This window comes from Streptomyces smyrnaeus, from assembly GCF_017676345.1.
GTDB lineage: Bacteria > Actinomycetota > Actinomycetes > Streptomycetales > Streptomycetaceae > Streptomyces > Streptomyces smyrnaeus.
In genome coordinates this window covers 1-25,510 of sequence record NZ_JAFFZM010000010.1, presented here as the reverse complement: position 1 = coordinate 25,510, position 25,510 = coordinate 1, and the positions used below count along the sequence as shown (strand labels likewise).

General features: G+C 70.9%; 19 protein-coding genes. 6 read left to right on the top strand and 13 right to left on the bottom strand.

Translation table 11 applies throughout. From position 1 onward, the window contains the following. The gene (gene hemQ, locus JW613_RS17605; RefSeq protein WP_209211774.1) at positions 1-717 is read right to left on the bottom strand and encodes a hydrogen peroxide-dependent heme synthase; all 717 of its coding nucleotides are present in this window, start codon (positions 715-717) and stop codon (positions 1-3) included. Further along, entirely contained in the window at positions 710-2,155 is a 1,446-nt protein-coding gene (gene hemG / locus JW613_RS17600) for a protoporphyrinogen oxidase (protein ID WP_209211773.1), read from the bottom strand. The genes hemQ and hemG overlap by 8 nt, the downstream gene beginning before the upstream one ends. Before the next feature lie 106 nt (positions 2,156-2,261). Between hemG and JW613_RS17595 the strand changes: the two genes are divergently transcribed. Next, positions 2,262-3,659, top strand: a complete 1,398-nt coding sequence (locus JW613_RS17595; protein WP_209211772.1) for an FAD-dependent oxidoreductase — start codon at positions 2,262-2,264, stop codon at positions 3,657-3,659. A 147-nt stretch (positions 3,660-3,806) separates the two neighbouring features. Here JW613_RS17595 and hemE read toward each other — a convergent pair whose 3' ends face one another. After that, positions 3,807-4,901 (bottom strand): uroporphyrinogen decarboxylase, encoded by a 1,095-nt coding sequence (gene hemE, locus JW613_RS17590; protein ID WP_209211771.1) that lies wholly within the window; start codon positions 4,899-4,901, stop codon positions 3,807-3,809. Between the two features lie 73 nt (positions 4,902-4,974). Between hemE and JW613_RS17585 the strand changes: the two genes are divergently transcribed. The 5 genes from JW613_RS17585 to JW613_RS17565 all read left to right on the top strand — a co-directional run bounded on the left by JW613_RS17585 (position 4,975) and on the right by JW613_RS17565 (position 11,601). Then, a complete protein-coding gene (locus JW613_RS17585; protein ID WP_209211770.1) occupies positions 4,975-5,646 on the top strand; it encodes a DUF3000 domain-containing protein in 672 nt (223 codons plus the stop codon). A 423-nt stretch (positions 5,647-6,069) separates the two neighbouring features. Continuing rightward, complete coding sequence (locus JW613_RS17580) at positions 6,070-6,750, top strand: response regulator transcription factor (RefSeq protein WP_099884917.1); 681 nt, start codon at positions 6,070-6,072, stop codon at positions 6,748-6,750. A 124-nt stretch (positions 6,751-6,874) separates the two neighbouring features. Further along, the gene (locus JW613_RS17575) at positions 6,875-8,137 is read left to right on the top strand and encodes a ribonuclease D (protein WP_209211769.1); all 1,263 of its coding nucleotides are present in this window, start codon (positions 6,875-6,877) and stop codon (positions 8,135-8,137) included. Between the two features lie 120 nt (positions 8,138-8,257). Further along, a complete protein-coding gene (locus JW613_RS17570; protein WP_209211768.1) occupies positions 8,258-9,475 on the top strand; it encodes a thiolase family protein in 1,218 nt (405 codons plus the stop codon). Next, complete coding sequence (locus JW613_RS17565; RefSeq protein WP_209211767.1) at positions 9,472-11,601, top strand: 3-hydroxyacyl-CoA dehydrogenase NAD-binding domain-containing protein; 2,130 nt, start codon at positions 9,472-9,474, stop codon at positions 11,599-11,601. The genes JW613_RS17570 and JW613_RS17565 overlap by 4 nt, the downstream gene beginning before the upstream one ends. A gap of 79 nt (positions 11,602-11,680) precedes the next feature. Here JW613_RS17565 and JW613_RS17560 read toward each other — a convergent pair whose 3' ends face one another. The 10 genes from JW613_RS17560 to JW613_RS17515 form a co-directional block, all read right to left on the bottom strand. After that, on the bottom strand, positions 11,681-13,996 hold the full coding sequence (locus JW613_RS17560; RefSeq protein WP_209211766.1) for a hypothetical protein: 2,316 nt from the start codon (positions 13,994-13,996) through the stop codon (positions 11,681-11,683). Then, positions 13,993-14,466: a hypothetical protein gene (locus tag JW613_RS17555; protein WP_209211765.1), complete on the bottom strand. Its 474-nt coding sequence runs from the start codon at positions 14,464-14,466 to the stop codon at positions 13,993-13,995. Before JW613_RS17555 ends, JW613_RS17560 begins: the two co-directional genes overlap by 4 nt. Positions 14,467-14,638: 172 nt before the next feature. Beyond that, positions 14,639-16,168: a glycosyltransferase family 39 protein gene (locus JW613_RS17550; protein WP_209211764.1), complete on the bottom strand. Its 1,530-nt coding sequence runs from the start codon at positions 16,166-16,168 to the stop codon at positions 14,639-14,641. Positions 16,169-16,358: 190 nt separating this feature from the next. Beyond that, complete coding sequence (dxs, locus tag JW613_RS17545; protein WP_209211763.1) at positions 16,359-18,275, bottom strand: 1-deoxy-D-xylulose-5-phosphate synthase; 1,917 nt, start codon at positions 18,273-18,275, stop codon at positions 16,359-16,361. Positions 18,276-18,590: 315 nt separating this feature from the next. Beyond that, on the bottom strand, positions 18,591-19,949 hold the full coding sequence (locus JW613_RS17540; RefSeq protein WP_372447956.1) for a sugar ABC transporter permease: 1,359 nt from the start codon (positions 19,947-19,949) through the stop codon (positions 18,591-18,593). Next, the gene (locus tag JW613_RS17535; protein ID WP_209211762.1) at positions 19,946-20,770 is read right to left on the bottom strand and encodes an ATP-binding cassette domain-containing protein; all 825 of its coding nucleotides are present in this window, start codon (positions 20,768-20,770) and stop codon (positions 19,946-19,948) included. The genes JW613_RS17540 and JW613_RS17535 overlap by 4 nt, the downstream gene beginning before the upstream one ends. 67 nt (positions 20,771-20,837) lie before the next feature. Then, a complete protein-coding gene (locus JW613_RS17530) occupies positions 20,838-21,950 on the bottom strand; it encodes a substrate-binding domain-containing protein (RefSeq protein WP_099884909.1) in 1,113 nt (370 codons plus the stop codon). A 224-nt stretch (positions 21,951-22,174) separates the two neighbouring features. Further along, positions 22,175-23,362: an ROK family transcriptional regulator gene (locus JW613_RS17525; protein ID WP_209211942.1), complete on the bottom strand. Its 1,188-nt coding sequence runs from the start codon at positions 23,360-23,362 to the stop codon at positions 22,175-22,177. A gap of 222 nt (positions 23,363-23,584) precedes the next feature. Continuing rightward, positions 23,585-24,487 (bottom strand): carbohydrate ABC transporter permease, encoded by a 903-nt coding sequence (locus tag JW613_RS17520; protein ID WP_209211761.1) that lies wholly within the window; start codon positions 24,485-24,487, stop codon positions 23,585-23,587. Beyond that, positions 24,487-25,437, bottom strand: a complete 951-nt coding sequence (locus tag JW613_RS17515; RefSeq protein WP_180289783.1) for a carbohydrate ABC transporter permease — start codon at positions 25,435-25,437, stop codon at positions 24,487-24,489. The genes JW613_RS17520 and JW613_RS17515 overlap by 1 nt, the downstream gene beginning before the upstream one ends. Between the last annotated feature and the right edge of the window lie 73 nt (positions 25,438-25,510).

Here is a 25,510-nt window from a genome sequence, read left to right as displayed (position 1 = left end):
TTACGCCAGTCCCGCGACCAGCTCGCTCAGCGGCTTGCGGCGGCCCGTGTAGAAGGGGACCTCCTCACGGACGTGGAGCCGGGCCTCGGAACCGCGCAGGTGCCGCATCAGGTCGACGATGCGGTACAGCTCGTCGGCCTCGAAGGCGAGGATCCACTCGTAGTCGCCCAGCGAGAAGGCCGGCACGGTGTTGGCCCGTACGTCGGGGAAGCCGCGGGCCATCTTGCCGTGGTCGGCGAGCATCCGGCGGCGGTCCTCGTCGGGCAGCAGGTACCACTCGTAGCTGCGGACGAACGGGTAGACGCTCACATAGGCGCGCGGCTCCTCGTCGGCGAGGAACGCGGGGATGTGCGACTTGTTGAACTCCGCGGGGCGGTGCAGCGCCATGTTCGACCACACGGGCTCCAGCGCGCGGCCCAGCTTGGTGCGGCGGAAGCGGTTGTAGGCGTCCTGGAGTGCGTCGGAGTCCTCCGAGTGCCACCAGATCATCACATCGGCGTCGGCCCGCAGTCCGGACACGTCGTAGGTGCCGCGGACGACCACGTCCTTGTCGGCGAGCCGGCCGAACAGCTCCTCCACCTCGTCCGCGTACCCGGCGCGGTCCTCGGGCAGCACGTCGCGCAGCCGGAAGACCGACCAGAGGGTGTAGCGGATGACCTCGTTGAGGTCCTTGGCCTTCTTGCCCGCGTTGGGGGACTTCTGCGCTGCCTCACTCATGGCGTGTCTTCTCACCGTTCTCGTTGGCTGACTCGGCTGGTTCCGGTACGTGGGCTGGTTGCAGGACGTGCCGGGCCGCGCGCCGGCCACTGGCCACGCAGGCCGGGATGCCCACGCCCTCGTAGACGGCACCGGCCACGGCGAGTCCTGGCAGCGCGTCGACGGCTGCCCGGATGGCGGCGACGCGCTCGAGGTGTCCGACCGGGTACTGCGGCAGGCCGCCGTCCCAGCGGGAGACGAGGGTGTCGACGGGGCGCGCCCGCAGACCGGTGGCGGCGCGCAGGTCGCGCAGCGACAGCTCGACCAGTTCGGCGTCGTCCCGCTGCAGCGTGCTCTCCTCGCCGTAGCGGCCCAGCGAGGTGCGCAGCACGAACAGGGAGGGGTCCTGGGCCGCGACCCAGCTCCACTTGTGCGCGGAGAAGGTGGCCGCCTTGATGGCGTGGCCGTCCACCGGGGGCACCAGAAAGCCGCTGCCGTCCGGGACGCGGTCCGCCTCGGACCTGCGGAAGGCCAGCGTGACCAGGGCCATCGAGGCGTACTCGACCGTGTCCAGCTCCGCGGCGGCGGCGGGCGCGTGCGGGGCCAGCAGCCGGGCGGCGGTGGGTGCGGGCGTCGCCAGCACGACGGCATCCGCCCGTACCGTCTCGTGCGGGGTCTCGGCGATCCAGCCGGACCCGGCCTCGGACGGCACCCGGCCCAGCCGGGTGACAGGGGTGTTCAGCCGGATGTCGGCGCCCTTGGCGGTGCACGCCTCGGCCACGGCCCCGGGCAGCCGACCGATGCCGCCCTCGATGCCCATGAAGACCGGCCCGGGCGGGGCGGGAGAGGTGGCGGCGCGCTCCTGGACGGCACGCACCGCGGCCAGCAGGGAGCGCTCACCGCGCGCCGCCTCGTACAGCTGCGGCACGGCGGCGCGCATCGAGATCCGGTACGCGTCACCGGCGTACACCCCGCCCAGCAGGGGCTCCACGAGCCGGTCGACGACCTCCCGGCCGAGCCTTCGTGCCACGTAGTCGCCCACGGCCACGTCCTCGCCGACCTCGGTACGCGGCAGCCGCCCGTCCTCGGCGATACGCGCCAGCCCTTCGGGTGAGAGCACCCCGCCGAGCGCGGCCGGGTCCCCGGGGACGCCCATCAGATGCCCCTTGGGCATGGGACGCACGGCGCCGCGCGTCCAGATCGCGCCCCCGGCCACGGACGGCGGCTGGAGCTGTTCGCCGAGCCCCACGGCACGCGCCAGCTCCACGGCCTCGGGGCGCCGGGCCAGCATGGACTCCGCGCCCAGGTCGACGGCGGCGGTCCCGGCGATGCTGCCCGCCCTCAGCTTGCCGCCGAGCCGGTCGGTGGCCTCCAACAGGGTCACCCGCACACCGGAGGCCAGCAGTTGGTGCGCTGCGGCCAGCCCGGAGATACCGCCCCCGATGACGAGTACGTGCATGTGGGCAAGTCTCGCAGAACGGTGACCGGCGCATAGCGTGGGCCCTGTCAGTGGCAGCAGGTCCGGTGGGCCCCGTACGGCCCGTACGGCGAAGGGAGCGTCCGCGATGGCGGCAGCGGAGCGGATGGTGGTCATCGGTGGCGATGCCACGGGAATGTCGGCGGCAGCGCAGGCACGCCGGCTCAAGGAGCCGGGGGAGCTGGAGATCGTGGCCTTCGAGCGGGGCCGGTTCTCCTCGTACTCCGCGTGCGGCATCCCGTACTGGGTGAGCGGTGCCGTCCCCGAGCGTGACGAGCTGATCGCCCGCTCGCCCGAGGAGCACCGTTCGCGCGGCATCGACCTGCGGATGCGCACCGAGGCGGTCGAGCTGGACGTGGACGGCCAGCGGGTGCGGGTGCGGGAGCAGGAGGGCACCGAGCAGTGGGTGGGATACGACCAGCTGGTGCTGGCCACCGGAGCCGTCCCGGTGCGCCCGCCGCTGCCCGGAATCGACGCCGAGGGCGTGTACGGGGTGCAGACACTCGACGACGGACAGGAACTGCTGGACGGGCTGGAGCGGGGGGTGGAGGCCGCCGGTGGAGGGTCCGGGCGGCGCCGGGCCGTCGTCGTCGGGGCCGGCTACATCGGCGTGGAGATGGCCGAGGCGTTCGTCCAGCGCGGCTACGAGGTGACGGTGCTGGAGAAGGCCGAGCAGCCGATGTCCACCCTCGACCCGGACATGGGCAAGCTGGTCCACGAGGCGATGTGCTCGCTGGGCATCGAGACGGTGCTGGGCGCGGCCGTCACCGAGGTCCTCACCGACAACCAGGGGCGGGCCCGCGCGGTGGCGACCCAGGACGCCGAATACCCGGCCGATGTGGTCGTACTTGGCCTCGGCGTGCGGCCCGCGACCGCGCTGGCCCGCGAGGCGGGGCTGCCCCTGGGCGAGTCCGGGGGGCTGCTGACGGATCTGAGCATGCGGGTCCGCGGCCAGGAGAACATCTGGTCGGGCGGCGACTGCGTGGAGGTCCTCAACCTCGTCTCCGGCCGCCCCCAGCACGTACCGCTGGGCACGCACGCGAACAAGCACGGGCAGATCATCGGCGCCAACATCGGCGGCAGCTACGCCACCTTCCCCGGCGTGGTCGGCACGGCGGTCAGCAAGGTGTGCGATCTGGAGATCGCCAGAACGGGTCTGCTGGAGGCGCAGGCCACCGCCGTCGGACTACGGTTCGCGAGCGTGGTCATCGAGTCGACCACCAGGGCCGGCTACTACCCCGGTACCCGGCCGATCCACGTCAAGATGCTCGCCGAGCACCGCTCGGGGCGACTGCTCGGCGTCCAGATCGTCGGCCGGGAGAACGCGGGCAAACGCGTGGACATCGCCGCGGTCGCCCTGCACGCGGGCATGACGGTGGAGCAGATGACCGCCCTCGACCTGGGCTACGCCCCACCGTTCAGCCCGGTGTGGGACCCGGTACTGGTCGCCGCCCGGAAGGCCGCAGCGGCAGTGAGAACCCACTGACCCACCGCCACTGGGACCTCCCCCCCTCTCCCCCGGGACCTTCCCCTTTTCCCGCCGCGACGGCGGTACACCACGACGGCGAGGGTCCGGCGGAATCAAAGACGGCCGCAACCAGCACGCACCCGCCCACGGCCCGCGGCCCGCGCCTCAGCGCGAGCACTCATGCACGTAGGCCACCAGATCCGTCAACGCCTGCGGGTCGGTGTCCGGCAGGACACCGTGTCCGAGGTTGAAGATGTGCCCCTCCAGCCCCCGTGCGGCTTCCAGGATGCGGGCGGCCTGGCGCTCGACCGCCTCGCGGGGCGCGAAGAGCACGGCCGGGTCGAGGTTGCCCTGGATCGCCTTGCCGGGACCCACCCGGCGCGCTGCCTCGTCCACCGGGACCCGCCAGTCGGCGCCGACCACGTCGGCACCGGCCTCCCCCATCAGCGGGAGCAGCTCTCCGGTGCCGACGCCGAAGTGGATCCGGGGCACCCCGTAACCGGCGACGGCCCCGAAGACCTTCGCGGAGGCGGGCAGCACGCTGCGCCGGTAGTCCTCCGGGGCCAGCGCGCCCACCCACGAGTCGAAGAGCTGCACCGCAGCGGCCCCTGCCTCGATCTGCACCTTCAAGAAGGCGGCGGTGATGTCGGCGAGCCGGTCCAGCAGTTCCGCCCACAGTTCGGGGTCGCCGTACATCAGCGCCTTGGTGCGCTCGTGGTTTTTCGAGGGGCCGCCCTCGACCAGATAGCTGGCCAGGGTGAAGGGCGCACCGGCGAAGCCGATGAGCGGGGTGGAGCCGAGCTCGCGGGTGAGGATGCCGACCGCCTCGGTCACATAGGAGACGTCCTCCGGCTCCAGGGGCCGCAGCCGCTCCAGGTCGGCCCGGCTGCGGATCGGCTTCTCGACGACGGGGCCGACGCCCGGCTTGATGTCGACATCGACGCCGATGGCCTTGAGGGGGACGACGATGTCGCTGAAGTAGATCGCGGCGTCCACCTTGTGCCGCCGTACGGGCTGGAGGGTGATCTCGGCGACCAGATCGGGCCGCATGCACGACTCCAGCATCGCGGTGCCCTCGCGTGCCTTGCGGTACTCGGGCAGCGAACGGCCGGCCTGCCGCATGAACCACACCGGTGTGTGCGGCACCGGCTCACGGCGGCACGCGCGGAGAAACGGTGAAGAGGCCGTGTCCGCCGCAGCGCTCGCTGCGACGTCCGGTGGCTGCGTCGGCTGGCCCTCAGGGCGGTCGTTTCCACTCACACCCGAAGTCTCCCACGGCCTAATGGGGTGTCCTTACCAGCCTGAAGCCCGCCGTCCGCCTACTCTTCGGCCCATGACTGCGGCTCGGGCGGCGAAGGCGGGAGGCTCCGGCGGAGTGGAAGACACCAGCGGGACGGGAGGCTCCGGTGGCGGGGGCGGGGACTCCTCTCCGCCGCCTTTCCGGGCGGCTGTCGCGGCGCTGAGCGAGACCCGGCCGCGCCCCGAGATCAGGCTCGCCACCCTCCCGGCACCCCGGAGACTGGCGCCGTACTCCTTCGCGCTGGAGGCGACGGTGACGGATCCGGACGACACGGACACCGAACTGGCCGACGGACGGTTCGTGCTGCTGCACGACCCGCAGGGCCAGGAGTCCTGGCAGGGCACCTTCCGGGTGGTCACACTCGGCCGGGCCGAGCTGGAGGCGGAGATCGCCGGTGACCCGCTGCTGCCCGAGGTGACCTGGACCTGGCTGACCGGGGCGCTGGAGGCGCGGGGCGCCGGGTACACGCAGCCGAGCGGGACGGTGACGCGGTCGAGCTCCGCCTACTTCGGCGGGCTGGCGGAGCGCCCCGCGGAGGAGTTGCTGGAGATCCGGGCGAGCTGGACGCCCGAGGGCGCCACTCCGGATGCGGCCGCGCATCTGACCGCCTGGTGCGAACTCCTCTGCCAGTGCGCGGGGTTGCCCCCGGAGACCGGGGAGGCCACCTCCGTGGTGCAGCTGCCCCAGCGCAGGGGCCCGCGCTAGGGCTTGTCCGACGGAGCTTGCTCGCCCCCTCCCTTGTGCCGGGGAGGGGGCTGCCCCTGTGCGTCGTCAGCAGACTGCGGGTGTGACCTGGCTCGCCGCGCAGTTCCCCGCGCCCCTTACGGGGCGCGTCTCTTCTCTTCATCGCCGCACCCGGCGGGAGCCCCTCCCGCCGGGTGCGGCGTTTTGTCTACAAAGACGCCGCACAATTCCGATCGCCGACACGACGGTCTCTGTGTAGACAAAGGAATGTTTTCAGCCGGGGGAAAATGCCCGGGGAAACAGGATTGTGGAATTTCGGGTCACTAATTCGTGATCTTTCTCTAAAGGGGGGTGGAGAAGGTGCCGAAGGAGTCTGTGACCCTTCACGCGGAATACCCGACTCGTTCGGTTCCGTCCCCCACAGCCACTCCCTCAGGAGGCCCGGTGTCTGTTCTCCTTGAGCACCCCACAAGCCTGGTCGCCTACCGCCCGAACAAGCCGACGGCCATGGTCGTCGTGGCCGACCCCCGCGTCCGTTCCACCGTGACCCGCCATCTGTGGGCTCTCGGCGTGCGGGACGTGATCGAGGCGTCGTCCATCGCGGAGGCCCGCCCCCGAATCGGCAACCCACGCGACATCTGCGTGGCCGACGTCCACCTGCCCGACGGCTCCGGGCTCAGCCTGCTGTCCGAGACAAGGGCGGCGGGCTGGCCCAACGGCCTCGCGCTGTCCGCCGCCGACGACATCGGTGCCGTACGCAACGCACTGGCCGGCGGCGTCAAGGGCTACGTCGTCACCGGCACCCGCACCAACCTGGGCGGCCCGCTGCCCACCCGGCACGGCGCCGCCCCCATCGGCGCCGCCGCTGCCGCCCGTATGCACCGCAGGCCGGGCGGTGGTCCCGGAGGTCCCGGCCACCCCGGCGGCTACCGGGAGCTGTCCGGCCGCGAGGTCGAGGTGCTGCGTCTGGTGGCCGAGGGCCAGTCCAACAAGGCCATCGGCGTGTCGATGGGCCTTTCGGCGCTCACCGTCAAGAGCCATCTCGCCCGGATCGCCCGCAAGCTGGGCACCGGCGACCGCGCGGGCATGGTCGCCGTCGCCCTGCGGACGGGCATCATCCACTGACTCCTGCCCCTACTCCCCGGTACTCCCGCTCCCTCCCCCACCGCTTCGGCTCTCCGGGCGCCCGTCGACGTAACGTTCCGTCGGCGGGCGCTCGCCATTGCGTGCGCGCGGATACCCTTGACTGGTGACCGACGCCCAAGAGACCGCATCAGCATCCGCAGCTCAGGCCCCCCTCCAGGACGCAGCGCCGGCGCCGGTCCCGCTCCTGGAACCACGCGAGGGCATCCCGCCCGTCATCGTGACGGCCGAGGAGCTGGCGCGGGTGACCGACGCCTTCGCCACCGGGTCCGGCCCGGTGGCTGTCGACGCCGAGCGCGCGTCCGGGTACCGGTACGGGCAGCGGGCCTATCTGGTGCAGCTGCGCCGCGCGGGTGCGGGCACCGCGCTGATCGACCCGGTGGCCTGCCCCGATCTGTCGGGCCTCGACGCCGCGCTGGCGGGCACCGAGTGGGTGCTGCACGCCGCCAGCCAGGACCTGCCGTGCCTGCGGGAAATAGGCATGCGGCCCACGCGGCTCTTCGACACCGAGCTGGCCGGGCGGCTCGCCGGATTCGCCCGGGTGGGACTGGGCGCGATGGTGGAGAACGTGCTCGGCTACGCCCTGGAGAAGGGCCACTCCGCCGTGGACTGGTCCACGCGTCCGCTGCCCGAGCCCTGGCTGCGGTACGCGGCGCTCGATGTGGAACTGCTGGTGGATCTGCGGGACGCGCTGGAGGACGAGCTGTCCCGGCAGGGCAAGCTGGAGTGGGCCCAGGAGGAGTTCGCGGCCATCGCGGCGGCTCCGGCCCCACCGCCGCGCAAGGACCCCTGGCGCCGCACCTCGGGCATGCACAAGGTGCGGCGGCGCCGGCAGATGGCCGTCGTACGGGAGCTGTGGCAGGCGCGGGACGCGGTGGCACGCAAGCGGGACGTGTCACCGGGCAAGGTGCTGTCCGACGCGGCGATCGTGGAGGCGGCGCTGGCCATGCCGTCGAACGCGCGGGCGCTGGCGGCCCTGCCCGGTTTCGGTCAGCGGGTGGGCCGCAAGCAGCTCGACCAGTGGCAGGCGGCCGTCGAGCGGGCCCGCGCGCTGCCGGAGGAGGAGCTTCCGCAGCAGGCGCAGGCCACCAACGGTCCCCCGCCGCCCCGGTCCTGGGCCGACAAGGACCCGGCCGCCGCGGCCCGGCTGGCCGCGGCCCGCGCCGCCGTCACCCAGCACGCGGAGGAGCTGAACCTGCCGCAGGAGAACCTGCTGACGCCGGACACGGTCCGCCGGCTGTGCTGGGAGCCTCCGGCGGAGGTGACGGTGGAGTCGGTCTCCGGCGCGCTGCGGGAGCTCGGCGCGCGCGAGTGGCAGATCGCCCAGACCGCCGAGCTGCTGCGCGCCGCGCTCACCGCCTCCGTGTGAGGCGGCCGCCCGGCGATCGGCATCGTGCCCAGCCGTGAGGAGGGCAACCCTTGCCAGGCGGTTACCGACAAGTAGCATGGGGGACGACAGACCCCTGGCCGCACCTGGAGGAGAGCCATCGTGCCTCGTACCGCAAGGGACGTCGTCTTCGTCGACGGCGTTCGCACACCGTTCGGCAAGGCGGGCCCCAAGGGCATCTATCACGAGACCCGCGCCGACGACCTGGTCGTCAAGTGCATCCGTGAGCTGCTGCGCCGCAACCCCGACCTGCCTCCGGAGCGCATCGACGAGGTCGCCGTCGCCGCGACCACCCAGATCGGTGACCAGGGGCTGACCCTGGGCCGCACCGCCGGAATCCTCGCGGGGCTGCCGCAGACCGTGCCCGGCTTCTCCATCGACCGGATGTGCGCGGGCGCGATGACGGCCGTGACGACGACCTCCGGCTCGATCGCCTTCGGCGCCTACGACATCGTCGTCGCCGGCGGTGTGGAGCACATGGGTCGGCACCCGATGGGCGAGGGCGTGGACCCCAACCCGCGCTTCGTCTCGGAGAAGCTGGTCGACGAGTCGGCGATGTTCATGGGCATGACCGCCGAGAACCTGCACGACCGCTTCCCGCACCTGACCAAGGAGCGCGCCGACGCCTTCGCGGTGCGCAGCCAGGAGAAGGCGGCCAAGGCCTACGCCAACGACCGCATCCAGCCCGATCTGGTGCCGATCTCCGTGCGCCGCACCTCGCCCGAGGGCGGGGAGACCGGCTGGGGCCTGGCCACCGCCGACGAGCCGATGCGGCCCGGCACCACCCTGGAGGGCCTGGCCGGCCTCAAGACGCCGTTCCGCGCACACGGCCGCGTCACGCCCGGCAACTCCGCCGGGCTCAACGACGGTGCCACCGCCTCCCTCATCGCCGCCGAGGACGTGGCCCAGGAGCTGGGGCTGCCGGTCAAGATGCGCCTGGTGTCCTACGCCTTCGCCGGTGTGGAGCCCGAGGTGATGGGCGTCGGCCCGGTGCCGGCCACCGAGAAGGCGCTGGCCAAGGCCGGACTGTCGATCGACGACATCGGCCTGTTCGAGATCAACGAGGCGTTCGCCGTCCAGGTGCTCGCGCTGCTGGACCACTACGGCATCGCCGACGACGACCCGCGCGTCAACCAGTACGGCGGCGCCATCGCCTTCGGCCACCCGCTGGCCTCCTCCGGCGTACGGCTGATGAACCAGCTCGCCCGCCAGTTCGAGGAGCAGCCGCACGTCCGCTACGGCCTGACCACCATGTGCGTCGGCTTCGGCATGGGCGGGACCGTCATCTGGGAGAACCCCCACTGGGAGGGCAACAAGTGAGCGCCAACACCACCACCGAGCTGCTGAGGGGCGCAGCCGAGCTGTTCCCCGACGAGGTCGTCACCCAGGCCCACGTCCGCCACCTCGATCTGCCCTACGGCGCGGGCAGGTTCGCCCTCATCACGCTGGACAACGGGCTGGACCACACCAAGCCGACCACCTTCGGTCCGCAGTCGCTGGCCAATCTGAACGCCGCCATCGACCAGGTGGAGAAGGAGGCGGCGGACGGCGAGATCAAGGGCGTCGGCCTCACCGGCAAGCCCTTCATCTTCGCCGTCGGCGCCGACCTCAAGGGCGTCGAGCTGCTGAAGCGGCACGAGGACGCGGTCGCCATCGGCAAGGGCGGCCACGACGTCTTCGTCCGGCTCGCCAACCTGTCCGTACCGACCTTCGCGTACTACAACGGCGCGGCGATGGGCGGCGGCGTCGAGGTGGGGCTGCACTGCACCTACCGCACCGTCTCCGCCGCGCTGCCCGCCTTCTCGCTGCCCGAGGTCTTCCTGGGCCTCGTCCCCGGCTGGGGCGGCTGCGCGCTGCTGCCGAACCTGATCGGCGCCGACCGCGCGGTCAGCGTCATCATCGAGAACTCGCTCAACCAGAACCGCCAGCTCAAGGGCGAGAAGGTCTACGAACTGGGCATCGCCGACGCCCTGTTCGAAGGCGCCGACTTCCTGGAGGAGTCGCTGCGCTGGACGGCGTCCGTCCTCAAGGGCGAGATCGAGGTCGTACGCCCCGAGGTGGACCGCGGCGAGGCGTGGGACGCGGCCGTCGAGCGCGGCAGGCAGATCGCCGACAGCAAGGTGCACGGCGCGGCTCCGGCCGCCTACCGCGCCCTGGACATCATCGCCGCCGCCAAGAACGGTGACCTGCGCAAGGGTTTCGAGGCCGAGACCCAGGCGCTGGCCGACCTGATCATGGGCGGCGAACTGCGCAGCGGCATCTACGCCTTCAACCTGGTGCAAAAGCGCGCCAAGCGCCCGGCGGGCGCCCCCTCCAAGGACCTGGCGCGTCCGGTCACCAAGGTGGGCGTGGTCGGCGCCGGTCTGATGGCCTCGCAGCTCGGGCTGCTGTTCGCCCGCCGCCTCGAGGTGCCGGTCGTACTGACCGACATCGACCAGGAGCGCGTGGACAAGGGCGTGGCCTACTGCCACGAGGAGATCGACAAGCTGCTGCTCAAGGGTCGTGTCAACCAGGACAAGGCCAACCGCCTCAAGGCCCTGGTGACCGGCTCGCTCGACAAGGCCGCCGCCTTCGCCGACGCGGACTTCGTCATCGAGGCCGTCTTCGAGGAGATGGGCGTCAAGCAGAAGGTGTTCGCCGAGGTCGAGGCGGTCGTGCCGGAGCACGCCATCCTCGCCACCAACACCTCCTCGCTGTCCGTCAGCGAGATGGCCTCCCAGCTCAAGCACCCCGAGCGGGTCGTTGGCTTCCACTTCTTCAACCCGGTGGCCATCCTGCCGCTGCTGGAGATCGTCCGGGGCGAGAAGACCGACGACGCCGCGCTGGCCACCGCCTTCGGGGTCGCCAAGAAGCTGAAGAAGACGGCCGTGCTCGTCAAGGACGCCCCCGCCTTCGTCGTCAACCGGGTGCTGACCCGGTTCCTCGGCGAGGTGCTGCGCTCCATCGACGAGGGCACACCCGTCGAGGTGGCCGACCGGGCGCTGGCGCCGCTGGGACTTCCCATGTCGCCCATCCAGCTGCTGGAGCTGGTCGGCCCGGCCGTCGCCCACCATGTCGCGGGCACACTGCACCAGGCCTTCCCCGACCGGTTCGCCGTCTCGGAGAACCTGGGCCGGGTCGTCGAGGCCGGCAAGCGGAGCCTGTACCTGCCCGGGACGACGGAGCTGGACCCGGAGGTCGCCTCGCTCTTCCAGGTGGGAGACGGCGTGCTGACCGAGGAGCAGGTGCGCGAGCGGGCGCTGGACGCCATCGCCGAGGAGATCCGGCTGATGCTGGACGAGGGTGTGGTGGCCGAGGCGCAGGACATCGACCTGTGTCTGATCACCGGCGCCGGGTGGCCGTTCCACCTCGGCGGAGTGACGCCCTACCTCGACCGCGAGGGCGTCAGCGAGCGCGTCACCGGCCGCCGTTTCCTGGCTCCGGGCCTGGCCAGCATCCCGGAATGAGCCGATAGCCCCTGCCCCTCCTTTTCGCCGTTTCTTTTGGCCTTCGCCATTGGATTCGGGAAGGGGGGCAGGGGCTCTTTCACCCCGTATAGGGCTCGCGGCCCTCGAAGGCGTTGCCCTGCGGCCCGATGGCCAGGTACTTGGACTTGATGTCGTCGGCGAGTTCCCCGGTCACATCGGGGCCGCGCCCGTACTTCTCCAAATATTTCTCCGCCGTCGCACCGAGATCGCGCTCACCGCGGGCGAAGAACTGATCCTTGTTCTCCGGCGGGTCCGGCAGATCGGGTCCGCCGAAAACCGCGTCGTCGTGGAAGAGCTTCGCGAACTCCACCCCGCCGGCCTGGGCGATCGGGATCACCACGCCCCAGGGCCCGCTCTTGCTCACCACGTTCAGCACGCCGTTGGCGACGGCCGGTGCCGCGGAACTCATGCCGACGCGGGTCCAGTTGGCCGACTCCCGGAAGGCTGTCTGCGCGTCGGCGCTGTCGGCCGCGTACCGGGCCTCGATCTGCTGCACCCGGGCGTGGTCGAGCGTCCCCCGCGCCTCGGCCTCCGTCAGCAGCACCCGCCGCCCCGTGGCCCAGCTCTCGTCGCTCGCCGAGGGCGGATGCTGCGCCAACCGGTCGAGGGTGTAGAGGTGTTCGGCCTGGTTCATGATGCCGTGCGAGGTCTCGTTCTGGCCCAGCACACTGAGGAAGTCCACGGCCTGGTCGCGGCCGAGCCGGGCGGCGCCTCGGTAGCCGGGCGGAAAGGCCCCGGTGCTCTGCAGCGAGTCGCCCACCCCGGAGACGGCGCGGTTGATGTCGTCCACGTAGGCACCGCCCATCGCGCCCAGGCTCGGGGCGAGGGCCGGCTGGTCGTGCAGGAGCTTCGGGCCGTCCGCGCCGCCGTAGACGTGCACGACCTGTTCCATCACACCGGCCGTGGCCGCCGTGCGCCGGTCGCCGCCGTGCTTGAAGATCTCCGGGTCCTCGCCGGTCAGCTGCGGGTCGTCCCAGGTGTAACCGGTCGTGGCGGCGGTGAGCGCGTGGCCGAGCGCCTCGTGTCCGGGCATCTCGCGCGGGCCCGCCCGGGTGTTGCCGTCGAAGACCCAGTTGCGGTCCTTGGTCAGGTACTTGAGGTGGTCGTTGAGCTCGGCGTCCCGATCCACGGCGCCGTTGACGGTGCCGGGCCGGCCGAAGAAGTCGGTGGCGGCTTCGGGGTTGTGGCCCAGTGCCTCCAGGAAGCCGACCACGGCGTCGTGCCCGGTGTCGCCCGGATCGCCGCCGGGGTCGAGGTTGTCGGTGTCGGCGCTGTTGGCCCAGTAGGCGTAGTTGTCGCGGGTGTTGAGTTCCTTGTCCCAGGCCACGAGCCGGTCGCCGTAGCGGTTCAGAAAGCCGCTGTCGTACGTGCCCGAGTGCATCAGGTTGCTCATCAGCTGGAAGCCGAAGGGGTGCGTTCTGCCGCCGCTGCTCTCCAGCCGCTGATCGCCCAGCGCGATGATGTCCTGCTGCCACTGCCGCATCGCCGGTGAGTCGGAGTGCGAGGCGGTGGCCAGGGTGGTGCTCAAGGACTCCTGCAGCGTCCGGGCCGACTTCCACCACGCCTTCTCGTCGATCTTCGTGTCCGGGTGATCAGGATGGTGCGGGTGGGTGGCGTTGTACCACAGCTGCAGCGTCCGCTCGGCGCCGAGTTCGGTGGCGAACCGCTCGGCGAACTGCGGGTCCCGGCCGTGCCGGGCGATCAGCGCGGTGAGCCGCTCCAGCTGGTCGGAGGTCATTTCGCCGTTCTTGGTCCGCGCCAGGTGCAGCGCTTCCCTGAGGTCCCGCGCGGAGTGCTCGCGCGCGGCCTTGAGGCTGTCGTACGCGTGGTCGTTGAAGCCGCGTGCGGTGCCGTTGACGTCGGTGGTCAGCGCCTGGGAGAGGTCCCGGTCGGCCTGGTCGGCGAGGTCGACGGCGGCGCGGGTGCGGTCCCGGTACCCGGCGATGACCTCGCGGTAGGCCTTGGCGTAGGCGGTGCGGGCCTTCTCCTCCTCGTCCGTGAGCTTCAGCTCGACCGAGCCGTCGCTCTTGTCCAGTCGCAGATGCTCATGGCCTTCGAGCTCCTCCTCGATGGTCTTGAGCGCCTTCTGCGCGGTACGGAACTTCTCCAGGGCCTGGGAGAGCACGGTGTGCATCCGCCGGGACTCCTCCTGCGCGGCCAGCAACTGGGCCTTGACCGCCCGGAACTTCCGCCACGCCGCCTCGGCCGTCTCGCCCTCGAAGTCGGAGTTCGCCAGCCCTTTGACGACCTCGGTACGGAAGTTGGTGGCGACCTGCTGGAACTTGCCGGGGGCGTTCTTCCACTTGCCGACGGCCTCGTCCAGCGGGGTGAGGTCGGCGTGCCGTACGTCGGTGTAGCTGAGCGTGTCACTCACGGGCGGTCACCCGCGGGCGGAGTGTGGCCGGGCTTCCCGCCCGCCGCGTCGTCGATCTCCTTCTTGCGCCGGTGGTCCTCGGTGGTGAACGCCCCCGCCGCGGTGCGCAGCGCGGACGCCGTGCCGGTGAGCTGCTGCTTGACGTAGGACATCTGGTCGCGCCACCGCTCCTGGAAGGTGGCGAGGGCCGCTTCGGTACGGAACCCCTTGAGACCGCCGCCGATCTGCCCGGTCTCGCGCATGACCTCGTCGTCCGCCTTGAGGAACTGGCCCCGTACGGTCTCGGCGCGGCCCGCGCGCTCCCGCAGCACATGGTCGGTCACCTGGAGCCGCTTCTTCCCGGCCGGCCCGCCTCCGGTGCCGCCGCCACCCCCGCCCCCGGGCACATCGGCCCCGGCGAGCCGCATGTGCGCCGTCGACTCCGGCGCGTACGCGGCTTTGAGCCCGGCCCACTCCTGCTCGAACGACAAGCTGTCCTCCCCGTGCCCTGCGCCGTGCGACTGCCCCGCGTATGCCGACGTGACGCACGCGGGGCGGCGAACCTAATCGGCGCAGGGAAACAACAGTCGATCACCGGGAGAGCGGCAACTGGACAGCCGGGGGCAGCCGGGAGCAGCCGCAGGCCGCGAGGGTGGACGGTGGTCAGCGGGCCGGAGGCGCGTGTCCGGCGCGGGAGGAGCGGATCTTCGGGCTGTTGCGCAGATAGAACGACGAGCCGTCGATGGTGGCCACCTTCTCGTAGTGGCGGGCCAGATGGCGACGCAGCGTGGGGATCTGCTGGACGCCGTACCGCTTGCCGCGCGAGTCGTCGACGATCAGCTCGGGCGGGCGCCGCCGCAGCTCACGTTCGAAGTGCGGCCAGGCGCCCTCCATCGCGTACCGCTCCCCCACCCGCGCCTCGCCCCGGCCGCCGCTGAAGTTGGTGAGGAACCCGGCGGTCAGATAGCGGGAGGCGGGAGAGCGCTGGGACAGCCAGTACCCCTCGGGGTGCATGCCCCACAGCAGCACCCGGTCCTTGCGGTCGGTGTAGGAGCGCACGGTGTCGGCCAGCCGTCGCGCGTGGTCGACCTCGGCACGGCTGTCGGTGAAGCCCCAGCCGACGTACCCGCAGGCCACGAGCGCCGTGGCGGCGAGCGCCGCGGTGGCGGCCCTGGCGGTGAGCTCGTGCAGCGCCGCGGCACCCAGCAGCGCGAGCGGCGGAACGAGCTGGAGGAAGTAGTGACCGAAGAACTGGAAGCCGACGGTGGCGGCGCCGAGCGAGGCGGCGAGCCACACCCACAGATCCGCGGTGCCGCTGAGCGGGGCGCGGGTGCCCGGTCGGGCGGCGGCGCGGGAGCGGACGACGCGGACGAGGGCGACGACGAGCGGGAGGGCGGCGAGCGTCAGCAGGCCGACACCGGCGAGCGCGCGCAGCAGCGGTTTGATCCCGGCGCCGTCGGCGGACAGATAGGAGCCGGAGCCGGTCGCTATCCAGTACAGGAACCGGCCGGGGTCGAAAGCGAAAGCGGCGCTCACCACGGGGAGCGCGGCCGCGGCGCTCACCCGGACGAAGGCCGCCCAACCCGCGCGGGACTGCCACAGCAGGGCCAGGACCGGCAGCAGCACGGCACCACCGGTCTGCTTCGAGAGCACCGCTCCGGCCACCGCCAGTCCGGCGCCCAGCCAGCGGGCCCGCTCGGCGTACCAGATGGCCGCGACGGTCCACGGGAGCATGAAGACCTCGAACGTCGCCGCCTGGGTGTCCTCCGGCTTGAGACCGACCGTCAGGAAGACGTAGCAGACACCCGCCGTCCAGGCCGCCCGCTCACCCCAGCGGCGGGCCGCGATGGAGGCGGCCAGGACCGCGCCCACCAGTACGGCGACGATGGCCGCCACCCGCAGCGGCCACAGCGAGTCGTCGCCGAAGACCGCGAACGCACCGCGGTAGAGCAGGGGCACGAAGGGCGGTTTGCGGTCGACGACGGTGTCGTAGAGCACACCGCCGTCCGCCAGCTGGCGCGCCTGGGTGGCCAGATAGCCCTCGTCGGGGTTCCACGGCGTACGCGCGAAGGACGGCAGTCGGGTGAGGACCGTGAGGGCGGTGAGGACGACGACGAGCCGCGTCCAGTCGACTGCGGGCTCCTTGGCGCTCGCAGCGGTGGTGTGGCGTTCCGCGGTTGGGGACGACGGCATCCCCCCAATTTAGCGGCACCTGACACGGGGGGCTGCGCTTGGCCGCCCTGCTCCCTCAAGCGCCGCAGGGGACCGCACTCCGTCAGGGGCGCGGGGCACCCGCGCGAGCGACCAGCAACTGCCCGCAGCCTGCCGACTTCGGGCGGGGCACCCCCTCCACACAGGGGCAGCGGGGCACCCCGCGAAGCGGCTAGTCGCGGGCCACCTCGGCCCGCTCCGCGTCGAAGCGCCCGTCCAGTTTGGCGACGAGCCCCGTCACCTGACGGGCGATGTCCGGCGCGGTGAGCCCGATCTCCGCCATGATCTCCTTCCGGGACCCGTGGTCCAGGAAGCGCTCGGGGATGCCGAAGTCCCGCAGCGGCACATCGACGCCCGCGTCCCGCAGCGCCTGCGCCACGGCAGAGCCGACACCGCCCGCGCGGCTGTTGTCCTCGACGGTGACGACGACCCGGTGCTGCTCGGCCAGCGGCGGGAGCGACTCGTCGACGGGCTTGACCCAGCGCGGGTCCACCACGGTCGCGGTGATGCCCTGCTTGTCGAGCAGGTCGGCGACCTCCAGGCACATCGGGGCCAGCGCCCCGACCGACACCACCAGCACATCGGCCGCCGCGCCGGTGGCGGGCTCGCGCAGTACGTCCATGCCGCCCACCCGGCGCACCGCGGGGACGGCCGGGCCGACGGCGCCCTTGGAGTACCGCACCACGGTCGGCGCGTCCTCCACCTCGACGGCCTCGCGCAGCTGGGCGCGCACCTGGTCGGCGTCGCGGGGCGCGGCCAGCCGCAGGCTGGGTACGCACTGGAGGACGGACATGTCCCACATGCCGTTGTGCGAGGCGCCGTCCGAGCCGGTGACCCCGGCCCGGTCGAGTACGAACGTCACGCCGCACCTGTGCAGCGCCACATCCATCAGCAGCTGGTCGAAGGCGCGGTTGAGGAAGGTGGCGTAGACGGCGAAGACCGGGTGCAGCCCACCGGTGGCGAGTCCGGCGGCGGAGACCGCGCCGTGCTGCTCGGCGATGCCCACGTCGTAGACCCGGTCGGGGAACTCCTGCGCGAAGGCGTGGAGTCCGACGGGACGCATCATGGCCGCCGTGATGGCGACGATGTCCTCCCGCTCGCGGCCGAGCTTGACCATCTCGTCGCTGAAGACGGAAGTCCAATCGGCGCCGGAGGACTTGACGGGCAGTCCGGTGTCGGGGTGGATGACGCCGACGGCGTGGAACTGGTCGGCCTCGTCCTGCCGCGCGGGCTGGTAGCCACGGCCCTTCTCGGTCAGACAGTGCACCAGCACCGGGCCGCCGAACCGCTTGGCGCGCTGCAGGGCCGACTCCACAGCCGCGATGTCGTGCCCGTCGATGGGACCCACGTACTTCAGCCCCAGGTCCTCGAACATGCCCTGCGGCGCGATGAAGTCCTTGAGCCCCTTCTTGGCGCCGTGCAGCGTCTCGTAGAGGGGCTTGCCGACGACGGGGGTGCGGTTGAGGACGTCCTTGCCCCGGGCCAGGAAGCGCTCGTAGCCGTCGGTGGTGCGCAAGGTGGCCAGGTGGTTGGCCAGACCGCCGATGGTGGGCGAGTAGGAGCGTTCGTTGTCGTTGACGACGATCACCAGCGGTCGGTCCTTGGCCGCGGCGATGTTGTTCAGCGCCTCCCAGGCCATTCCGCCGGTCAGCGCGCCGTCACCGATGACCGCCACCACATGGTCGTCCCGGCCCCGCACCTCGTTCGCCTTGGCCAGGCCGTCCGCCCAGCCCAGCACGGTGGAAGCGTGCGAGTTCTCGATGACGTCGTGCTCCGACTCGGCCCGCGAGGGGTAGCCCGACAAGCCGCCCTTGGCCCGCAGCTTGGAGAAGTCCTGCCGCCCGGTCAGCAGCTTGTGCACATAGGACTGGTGCCCGGTGTCGAAGAGCACCTTGTCCGCGGGTGAGTCGAAGACCCGGTGCAGGGCGATGGTCAGCTCGACCACACCGAGGTTGGGGCCCAGATGGCCGCCGGTCTTGGAGACCGCCTCGACCAGGAAGGTGCGGATCTCCCCGGCCAGCTCGTCGAGCTGCTCCGGGGTGAGCCGGTCCAGATCGCGTGGTCCCCTGATGCGGGTCAGCAACGCCACCCGTACCTCCTTGCGTCAAGCGTGATCGAACGCTGTCGAGCCGTCGTTGTCGGACCGTGCCGCTTCCGATCCGTCGAGTCTAATGTTCCGCCCCCGTCCGGATTCACCGGACGGTGGCATCTCACTCACACGAATGCCGGTCCCTACCGGCGGTACCCGGCCGAATGCGAGGGCCACTCCGGGAGGATTGCCCGGAGTGGCCCTCGCATTCCGGCAGGCCTCCACCGGTCTAGTGCATACGTTCGACACAAGGGATTCCCTGGTCAGGGGCCTTTCGTCGGTCGATGCCGGGCCAGGAAAAGTGGCCGGAAATGGTCAGGCCCGACCGGCCGTCTTCTGTGTCCGGCGCGAGACCGAGTCGATCACGACCGCCGCCAGCAGCACCGCGCCGGTGATCATGTCGCGGAGCGCCGAACCGGTGCCCAGCAGGGCCATTCCGGAGTTGATGGACTGGATGACCAGCGCGCCCAGCAGCGCCGACCAGGTCTTGCCGCGACCGCCGAAGAGGCTGGTGCCGCCGATGACGGCTGCCGCGATGCAGTTCATCAGCAGGCTGCCGGCGCCGGAGGACTGGTTGGCCGCGTTGATCTGTGACGCGAAGAACAGTCCGCCGACCGCCGCCATCGTTCCGGCGATGGCGTAGACGGTGATCCGCACCATCGGCACGTTGATCCCCGCCCGCCCGGCGGCCTCGCTGCTCCCGCCGACGGCGAAGACCTGGCGCCCGTAGCTCGTACGGCGCAGCACGAAGTCGCCGAGGACGACCACACCGAGGAAGATCACCACCGCCAGCGGCAGCCCCTTGTAGGAGTTGAAGACCGCGGCCGCGACGTAGGCGGGTACCGCCAGTACCGCTGTACGCAGCAGGATCTCGCTGAGCGGACGGCTGGGGACGTCGGCGGCCTTGCGCCGGCGCTGGTCCAGCAGCGAGAAGCCGAGGAAGGCCAGCACACAGAAGGTGGCCAGGCCCATGGCCGCGGCCTTGTCGGAGAAGTAGTAGTTGGTGAGATGCGCCACCAGCCCGTCGTCGTCCAGGTTGATGGTGCCGCTGGGGCCGAGGATCTGGAGCATCAGGCCGTTCCAGCCCAGCAGGCCCGCCAGGGTGACCACGAAGGCCGGGACGCCGATCCTGGCGAAGAAGAAGCCGTGGATCGCACCGGCCGCCATTCCGGTGAGGACGGCCAGCAGCACCGCCAGCGTCTCGTTCATGCCGTGGTTGATGTTGAGGACGGCCAGCACGGCGGCCGACATACCGCTGACCGAGCCGACCGACAGGTCGATCTCGCCGAGTATCAGCACGAAGACGATGCCGACCGCGATCAGCCCGGTGCCCGCGCTCTGCACGAACAGGTTGCTGAGGTTGTTGGCGCTCAGGAACGCGGAGTCCTGCAGCTGGAAGACCGCGCCGATGACCAGCAGACCGACGATGACCGGAATGGAGCCCAGCTCGCCGGTGCGCAGCCGGCGCAGCAGGTCCTCCAGATAGCCGGCGAAGCCGCGCCGGCGGACCAGCAGCCGGGGGTCGAGGGTGGCCACGGACGCGTCCGGGGCCGCCGACTGGTTCTCCGCCGCGCCCGGGGCCTGCGCGGCGTCCGCCTCACCGGAGTCCGCCTTGGTGACGTCCACGGGGGTGCCGTCGGCCGGTGTGCCGTCGGTGGGGGTGCCGGTGGTCACTTGTGCACCTCCGTCGTGGGCACGCTGTCTGCGGTACGGGCGTTGTCTGCGGTACGGGCGTTGCGGCGGGTGACGACGTTGTCGGTCGCCCCGGTGATCGCGGAGACGATCTCCTCCTGGGTGGTCTCGCTCACCGTGTAGGTCCCGTTGTTGCGGCCGAGGCGCAGCACCGCGACCCGGTCGCTGACGGCTCGTACGTCCGCCATGTTGTGGCTGATCAGCAGCACTCCCAGCTCCCGCTCCCGGAGCCGCTCCACCAGGTCGAGCACCTGCGCGGTCTGCTCGACGCCGAGCGCCGCCGTGGGCTCGTCGAGGATGACGACACGGGGGTCGCCCAGCAGCGAGCGGGCGATGGCGACGGTCTGCCGCTGCCCGCCGGAGAGCGAGGCGACCGGGACGCGGACGCTGGGGATGCGGATGGAGAGGGTGGACAGCAGCTCCCTGGCGCGGCGCTCCATCTCCACCTCGTTCAGCACGGCGCGGGTCTTGATCTCGTTGCCGAGGAAGAGGTTGCCGACGACATCGAGGTTGTCGCACAGCGCGAGGTCCTGGTAGACGGTCGCGATGCCCAGTTCCTGGGCGTCGTGCGGCCGCTCGATACGGACGGGCCTGCCGTCCCACTCCACGGTGCCCTCGTCGGCCGGGGCGACACCCGCGATGGCCTTGACCAGGGTGGACTTCCCCGCACCGTTGTCGCCGACGAGCGCGACGACCTCACCGGGGTGGATCTCCAGCTCGACGTCCGTGAGCGCCTGGACGGCGCCGAACCGCTTGGAGATTCCGCGCAACGCCAGCACGGGCGAAGCGGACACGTGAATCACTCCTTATGCCCCTGGGCCGTCACCCCCCGACCGCCGAAGCGGTGGGGGTGCCGACCGCTGCCGGGGTCTACTTGATGCCCGCCTCGGCGCATGCCTTCTTGAAGTCGGCGGTGCAGATCTCCTTGGCCGTGAAGAAGCCGGACTTGCCGACGTACTTCTTGATGTCGTCCTTGACCAGCGGCAGCGGCGTGACGATCTTCGTCGGGATGTCCTTGGTGGACTCGCTGTCCGTCTTGGAGGTGGCGATCTTGTCCAGCGACTCGCCCCGGGCCAGCGCGACGGCGAACTCGGCGGCGGCGGAGGTCTCGGGGACGTACGGCTTGTAGACGCTCATGAACTGCTCGCCCGCCAGAATCCGCTGGACCGCGTTGAGCTCGGCGTCCTGGCCGGTGACCGGGGGCAGCTCGTCCTTGTCGAAGCCGGCCCGCTTCAGCGCGGTGATGATGCCGCCCGCCATCCCGTCGTTGGCGGAGTAGACGCCCACGATGTTCTTCTTGCCGAGGGAGGAGATGGCGCCCTTCATGTTCTCGTTGGCGTTCTCCGGCTTCCACTCCTTGGTGTCGTACTCCTTGCCGATCTTCACCTTGCCGTCGAGGACGGAGTGGGCGCCCTCCTTGTACATCTTGGCGTTGGGGTCGGTGACGGAGCCGTTCATCATGACGATCTTGCCCTTGTCGGCCTTGTCGCCCAGCTCGTCGAGGAGGGACTTGGCCTGGATCCGGCCGACCCGCGGGTTGTCGACGGAGGTGTAGGCCTTGATGGGGCCCTCGGCGAGGCGGTCGTAGGCGACCACGGGGATGTCGCTGTCGTCGGCCTTCTTGACCGAGCTGGAGATCGACTTGGCGTCCACCGCGTCGACGATCAGCGCGTCGACCTTCTTGGCGATCATCGTGTCGACCTGCTGCTGCTGAAGGTTGGCGTCCTGCTTGGCGTTGGCGTAGAGGACCTTGGTGTCCTTGCCCGCCAGCTGTTTGATCTTCTTGACCATCAGCGGCTTGTCGAAGCGCTCGTAGCGCGCCGTCTGGTTCTCGGGCAGCAGCAGCCCGATGGTCAGCGGCCCTTTCTTGGACTTGTCGCTGTCCTTGCCGTCCGCCTGGTCGGCACTGCCACAGGCGGCCGTGGTGAGGGCGAGTGAGAGTGTGACGGTGCCGAGGACGATGCCGCGCAGCGCTGCGTGCATTGAGAGACCTCCCTGACGGGGCCGCGGCGTTGCGGCCGAGGTAGCCGGAAGTCAACTCGCCGGTGACTCAGCGGTCAATAAGCAAATACTTAACGAGATGACAACGATGCCATCCGTTGAAACCCCGAACCCCGAAAGGGGCGCGGGGAACTATGCGAGCAACCACAACGGCGCCGCACCCGGCAACAGAGCGAATCCGCAACGGCGGGTCGCCGCCCCAGCGGCTAGGCGACAGCAGAGGCGGCGGCATCGACCAGGGTGGTGTCACCCATCTCGTTGAGGACCAGCGCCAGGGCACCCAACACCTCGGCGCGGCTGTCGAGTTCGCCGGGCAGGACCTTCAACTGGCGGGCCGCGCTCGGAATGGCGTAGCGCGCCACCGAGTCCCGTACCGGACCCAGCACCAGGTCCCCGGCCTCGGCGAGGTCACCGCCCAGGACGACCCGCGAGGGGTTGAGGAGGTTGCACAGGCTGGCGACACCGCTGCCGATGTGCCGGCCGATGTCGGCGACGACCCGTCGGCAGCCCGGATCGCCCTCGGCCGCCAGCCGCACCACCCGGGCCATCGTCAGATCCGTTCCATGGCTGGAGTGCAGCAGCGGCAGCACATAGCGGGCCGCGGTGAACGTCTCCAGGCAGCCGCGGTTGCCGCAGCGGCAGACCGGGCCCGACTCGTCCAGCGTGATGTGGCCGATCTCCCCGGCGGTGCCGCCCGGGCCGCGGTAGATCCGGCCGTTGATCACCAGTCCGGCGCCGACGCCGCTGGCGACCTTGATGTACGCCAGGTCATGGGCGCCGTGGCCGGCCCCCCAGACCTGTTCGCCGAGGGCGCCGAGGTTGGCGTCGTTGTCGACGTAGACCGGGACGCCCATCCTGGCGGCGAGCTCGTCGCGCGGGTTGGTGCCCACCCAGCCCGGCAGGATGGCGGTGGAGCCGAGCACACCGGTCTCCATGTCGATGGGGCCCGGCACGCCCAGGCCGATGCCGATGACCTTCGCCGGGCTGACTCCGCTCTGCCCCACCAGCCGCCGCACCAACTGCTCGGCGCGGTCGAAGCCCTGGTCGGCCGAGGCGTCCACATCGATGGGCTCGGCCTCCTCGGCCAGCACCGTGTGCGCCAGGTTGCCCACGGCGACGCGCAGATGGGAGTGGCCGAAGTCGACACCGACGACGATCCCGGCGTCCGCGCTCAACGAGACGGCGCGGGCCCGGCGCCCGCCGGAGGAGGTGGGGGTGACCTCCACGGTCCCGGCGTCCTTGAGTTCACGGACGATGTTGGAGACGGTCGCGGCCGACAGCCCGGTGGTGCGGGCGATCTCGGCCTGGGTCAGCGAACCCGCCATCCGGACGGCCCGCACGACGCGCTCGAGGTTCGCCCGGTGCAGCGAGGACTGCGACCCCGGAGTCTCCACCACTGTTCACTCCCCGTTTGTCTCCAACAACTGAACCCTAAGAAGAGCCCCAGCGGTTCTTCCCGTCAAGCCCTTCGAGCTCGGCTGGGAGCGGTTGGTGCTCATTTGTGGGTCATCATACGGAGCTGAACGGGGGAAAACGCCGGGTCCCCGGCCGCGGCCGGGGACCCGTGAGCAGCGGCGGGTGCGCTCGGGTGCGTACCCGCTTCCCGCCGCCGCAGATCACTTCACGGAGCCTGCCGTCAGGCCGGAGACCACGTGCCGTTCGATGAAGGCGAACAGGATGATCACCGGCACGATCGCGACGACCGACGCGGCGAACAGGTAGTTCCACTGCACCGTGTAGGCACCGATGAAGTTGTTGATCCCGACCGTCAGCGGCTGTTTGTCCGGCTCGGTGGAGAGCGTCAGCCCCATCACGAACTCGTTCCAGGACGTGATGAAGGTGAAGATCACCGCGGTGACGACGCCGGGCAGCGCCAGCGGCAGCGTCACCTTGATCATCGCCCCGAAGCGGCTGGTGCCGTCGACCATCGCCGCCTCCTCCAGCTCCGGCGGGATCGAACCGATGTAGGCGGTCAGGATCCAGACGGCGAAGGCGAGGTTGAACGCGGCGTTGGTGAGGATCAGGGTCCAGACCGAGTTGAGCATGTCCAGCTGATGGAACTCCCGGTAGAGACCCACCAGCAGCGCCGTCGGCTGGAACATCTGGGTGACCAGCACCAGCAGCAGGAACCACTTGCGACCCTTGAACCGCATCCGGGCCGTGTAGTAGGCCGCCGGGAGCGAGACCAGCAGCACCAGCAGCGTGGCACCGCCCGAGATCAGCAGCGTCACCTGGAGGTTGTCCCCGAGCGAGGACTCCTTCCACACGTCGATGAAGTTGGACCAGTGCAGCTTGTCCGGCAGATAGGTGCGGTCCCGCAGCTCTTCCGCCGGCCGCAGCGCGGTGACGATCATCTCCAGGTACGGCGCGAGGAAGAGCGCCGCGAGCAGCCAGGCGACCGCGGTGATCACCAGGGTGCGCGGCCGGAAGGTGCGCTTGGGCCGCGCCGGGCGCGGGGCGCGCCGGGCCGTCCCCTTCTCGACCGGTTCGGGTCCGGCGGTCTGTGTTGCGGTCGCCATCAGTCCTCCTCGTTCCACCGGCTGACCTTCAGGAAGATCAGCACGAGCACGACGACCATCAGGAAGTTGACCACCGACATCGCCGCGGACTCGCCGATGTCGGTCTCCTTGAGCTTGTACATGAACACCGTGGTCGTCGCGGTGTCGCTGCCCGGGCCGCCCTGCGTCATCGCCCAGATGATCGGGAACGAGTTGAAGACGTTGATCAGGTTGATGACCACACCCACCAGGAAGGCCGGCCGCAGCAGCGGCAGCGTGATCCCCCGATAGGTCTGCCAGGCCCCCGCACCATCGATCCGGGCGGCCTCGTAGACGTCCGCCGGGATCGTCTGGAGCCCGGCCAGCAGGGTGTAGGTGGTGAAAGGCAGCGAGACGAAGACCGCCACGAACATCATCCAGGGCCAGGCGGTGCCCGCAGAGCCCAGCCAGTCCTTGGAGTCGTCGATGAGGCCCAGGTCGATCATCACGGTGTTGAGGACACCGGCCGTGCGGTCGAGCATCCACTTGAAGCCGATGGCCGTCATCAGCACCGAGGCGGCCCAGGGCGCGATCAGGGCCCAGCGCGTGACGCGGCGGCCCGGAAAGCGCTGGTTGAACAGCTGGGCCAGGCCCAGCGAGACGATCATCGTGACGCCGACGACCACGACCGTCCACAGCACGGTCCAGAGGATGACGTGCCCGAAATCGGTCTCGTCGAGGAGTTTCTTGTACTTGTCGGTGCCGGCCGAGCCCCGCACGATCCCCGCGATGCTGATGTTCAGGAACGAGGTCCTGACCAGCTCGATGACGGGCCAGACGACGACAGCGAGAATGAGCAGGACCACCGGGGCGATCCAGGGAAGCGGGCCGAGCCGGGCCAGTCCGCCTCGTGTGCGGCGGACCGGCCGGACGGGTTGCCCGCCACGTCCCCGGCTCCTGCTGGCCGGGGACGGCGGGGCCTTCAATGACACGGGGTCTCCTTGCGGTGCGGAGGTTGTGCTGTCGGGGGCCGGTCAGGGGGTGCCCCTTGCTGCGCATCGCGGA

Bases quoted from the DNA above. Each gene is read 5' to 3' on its own strand.
- JW613_RS17550 (WP_209211764.1), bottom strand. From the start codon at position 16,168: ATGCCGTCGTCCCCAACCGCGGAACGCCACACCACCGCTGCGAGCGCC.
- hemQ (WP_209211774.1), bottom strand. From the start codon at position 717: ATGAGTGAGGCAGCGCAGAAGTCCCCCAACGCGGGCAAGAAGGCCAAG.
- JW613_RS17520 (WP_209211761.1), bottom strand. From the start codon at position 24,487: ATGGCGACCGCAACACAGACCGCCGGACCCGAACCGGTCGAGAAGGGG.
- JW613_RS17595 (WP_209211772.1), top strand. From the start codon at position 2,262: ATGGCGGCAGCGGAGCGGATGGTGGTCATCGGTGGCGATGCCACGGGA.
- JW613_RS17530 (WP_099884909.1), bottom strand. From the start codon at position 21,950: ATGCACGCAGCGCTGCGCGGCATCGTCCTCGGCACCGTCACACTCTCA.
- JW613_RS17585 (WP_209211770.1), top strand. From the start codon at position 4,975: ATGACTGCGGCTCGGGCGGCGAAGGCGGGAGGCTCCGGCGGAGTGGAA.
- hemG (WP_209211773.1), bottom strand. From the start codon at position 2,155: ATGCACGTACTCGTCATCGGGGGCGGTATCTCCGGGCTGGCCGCAGCG.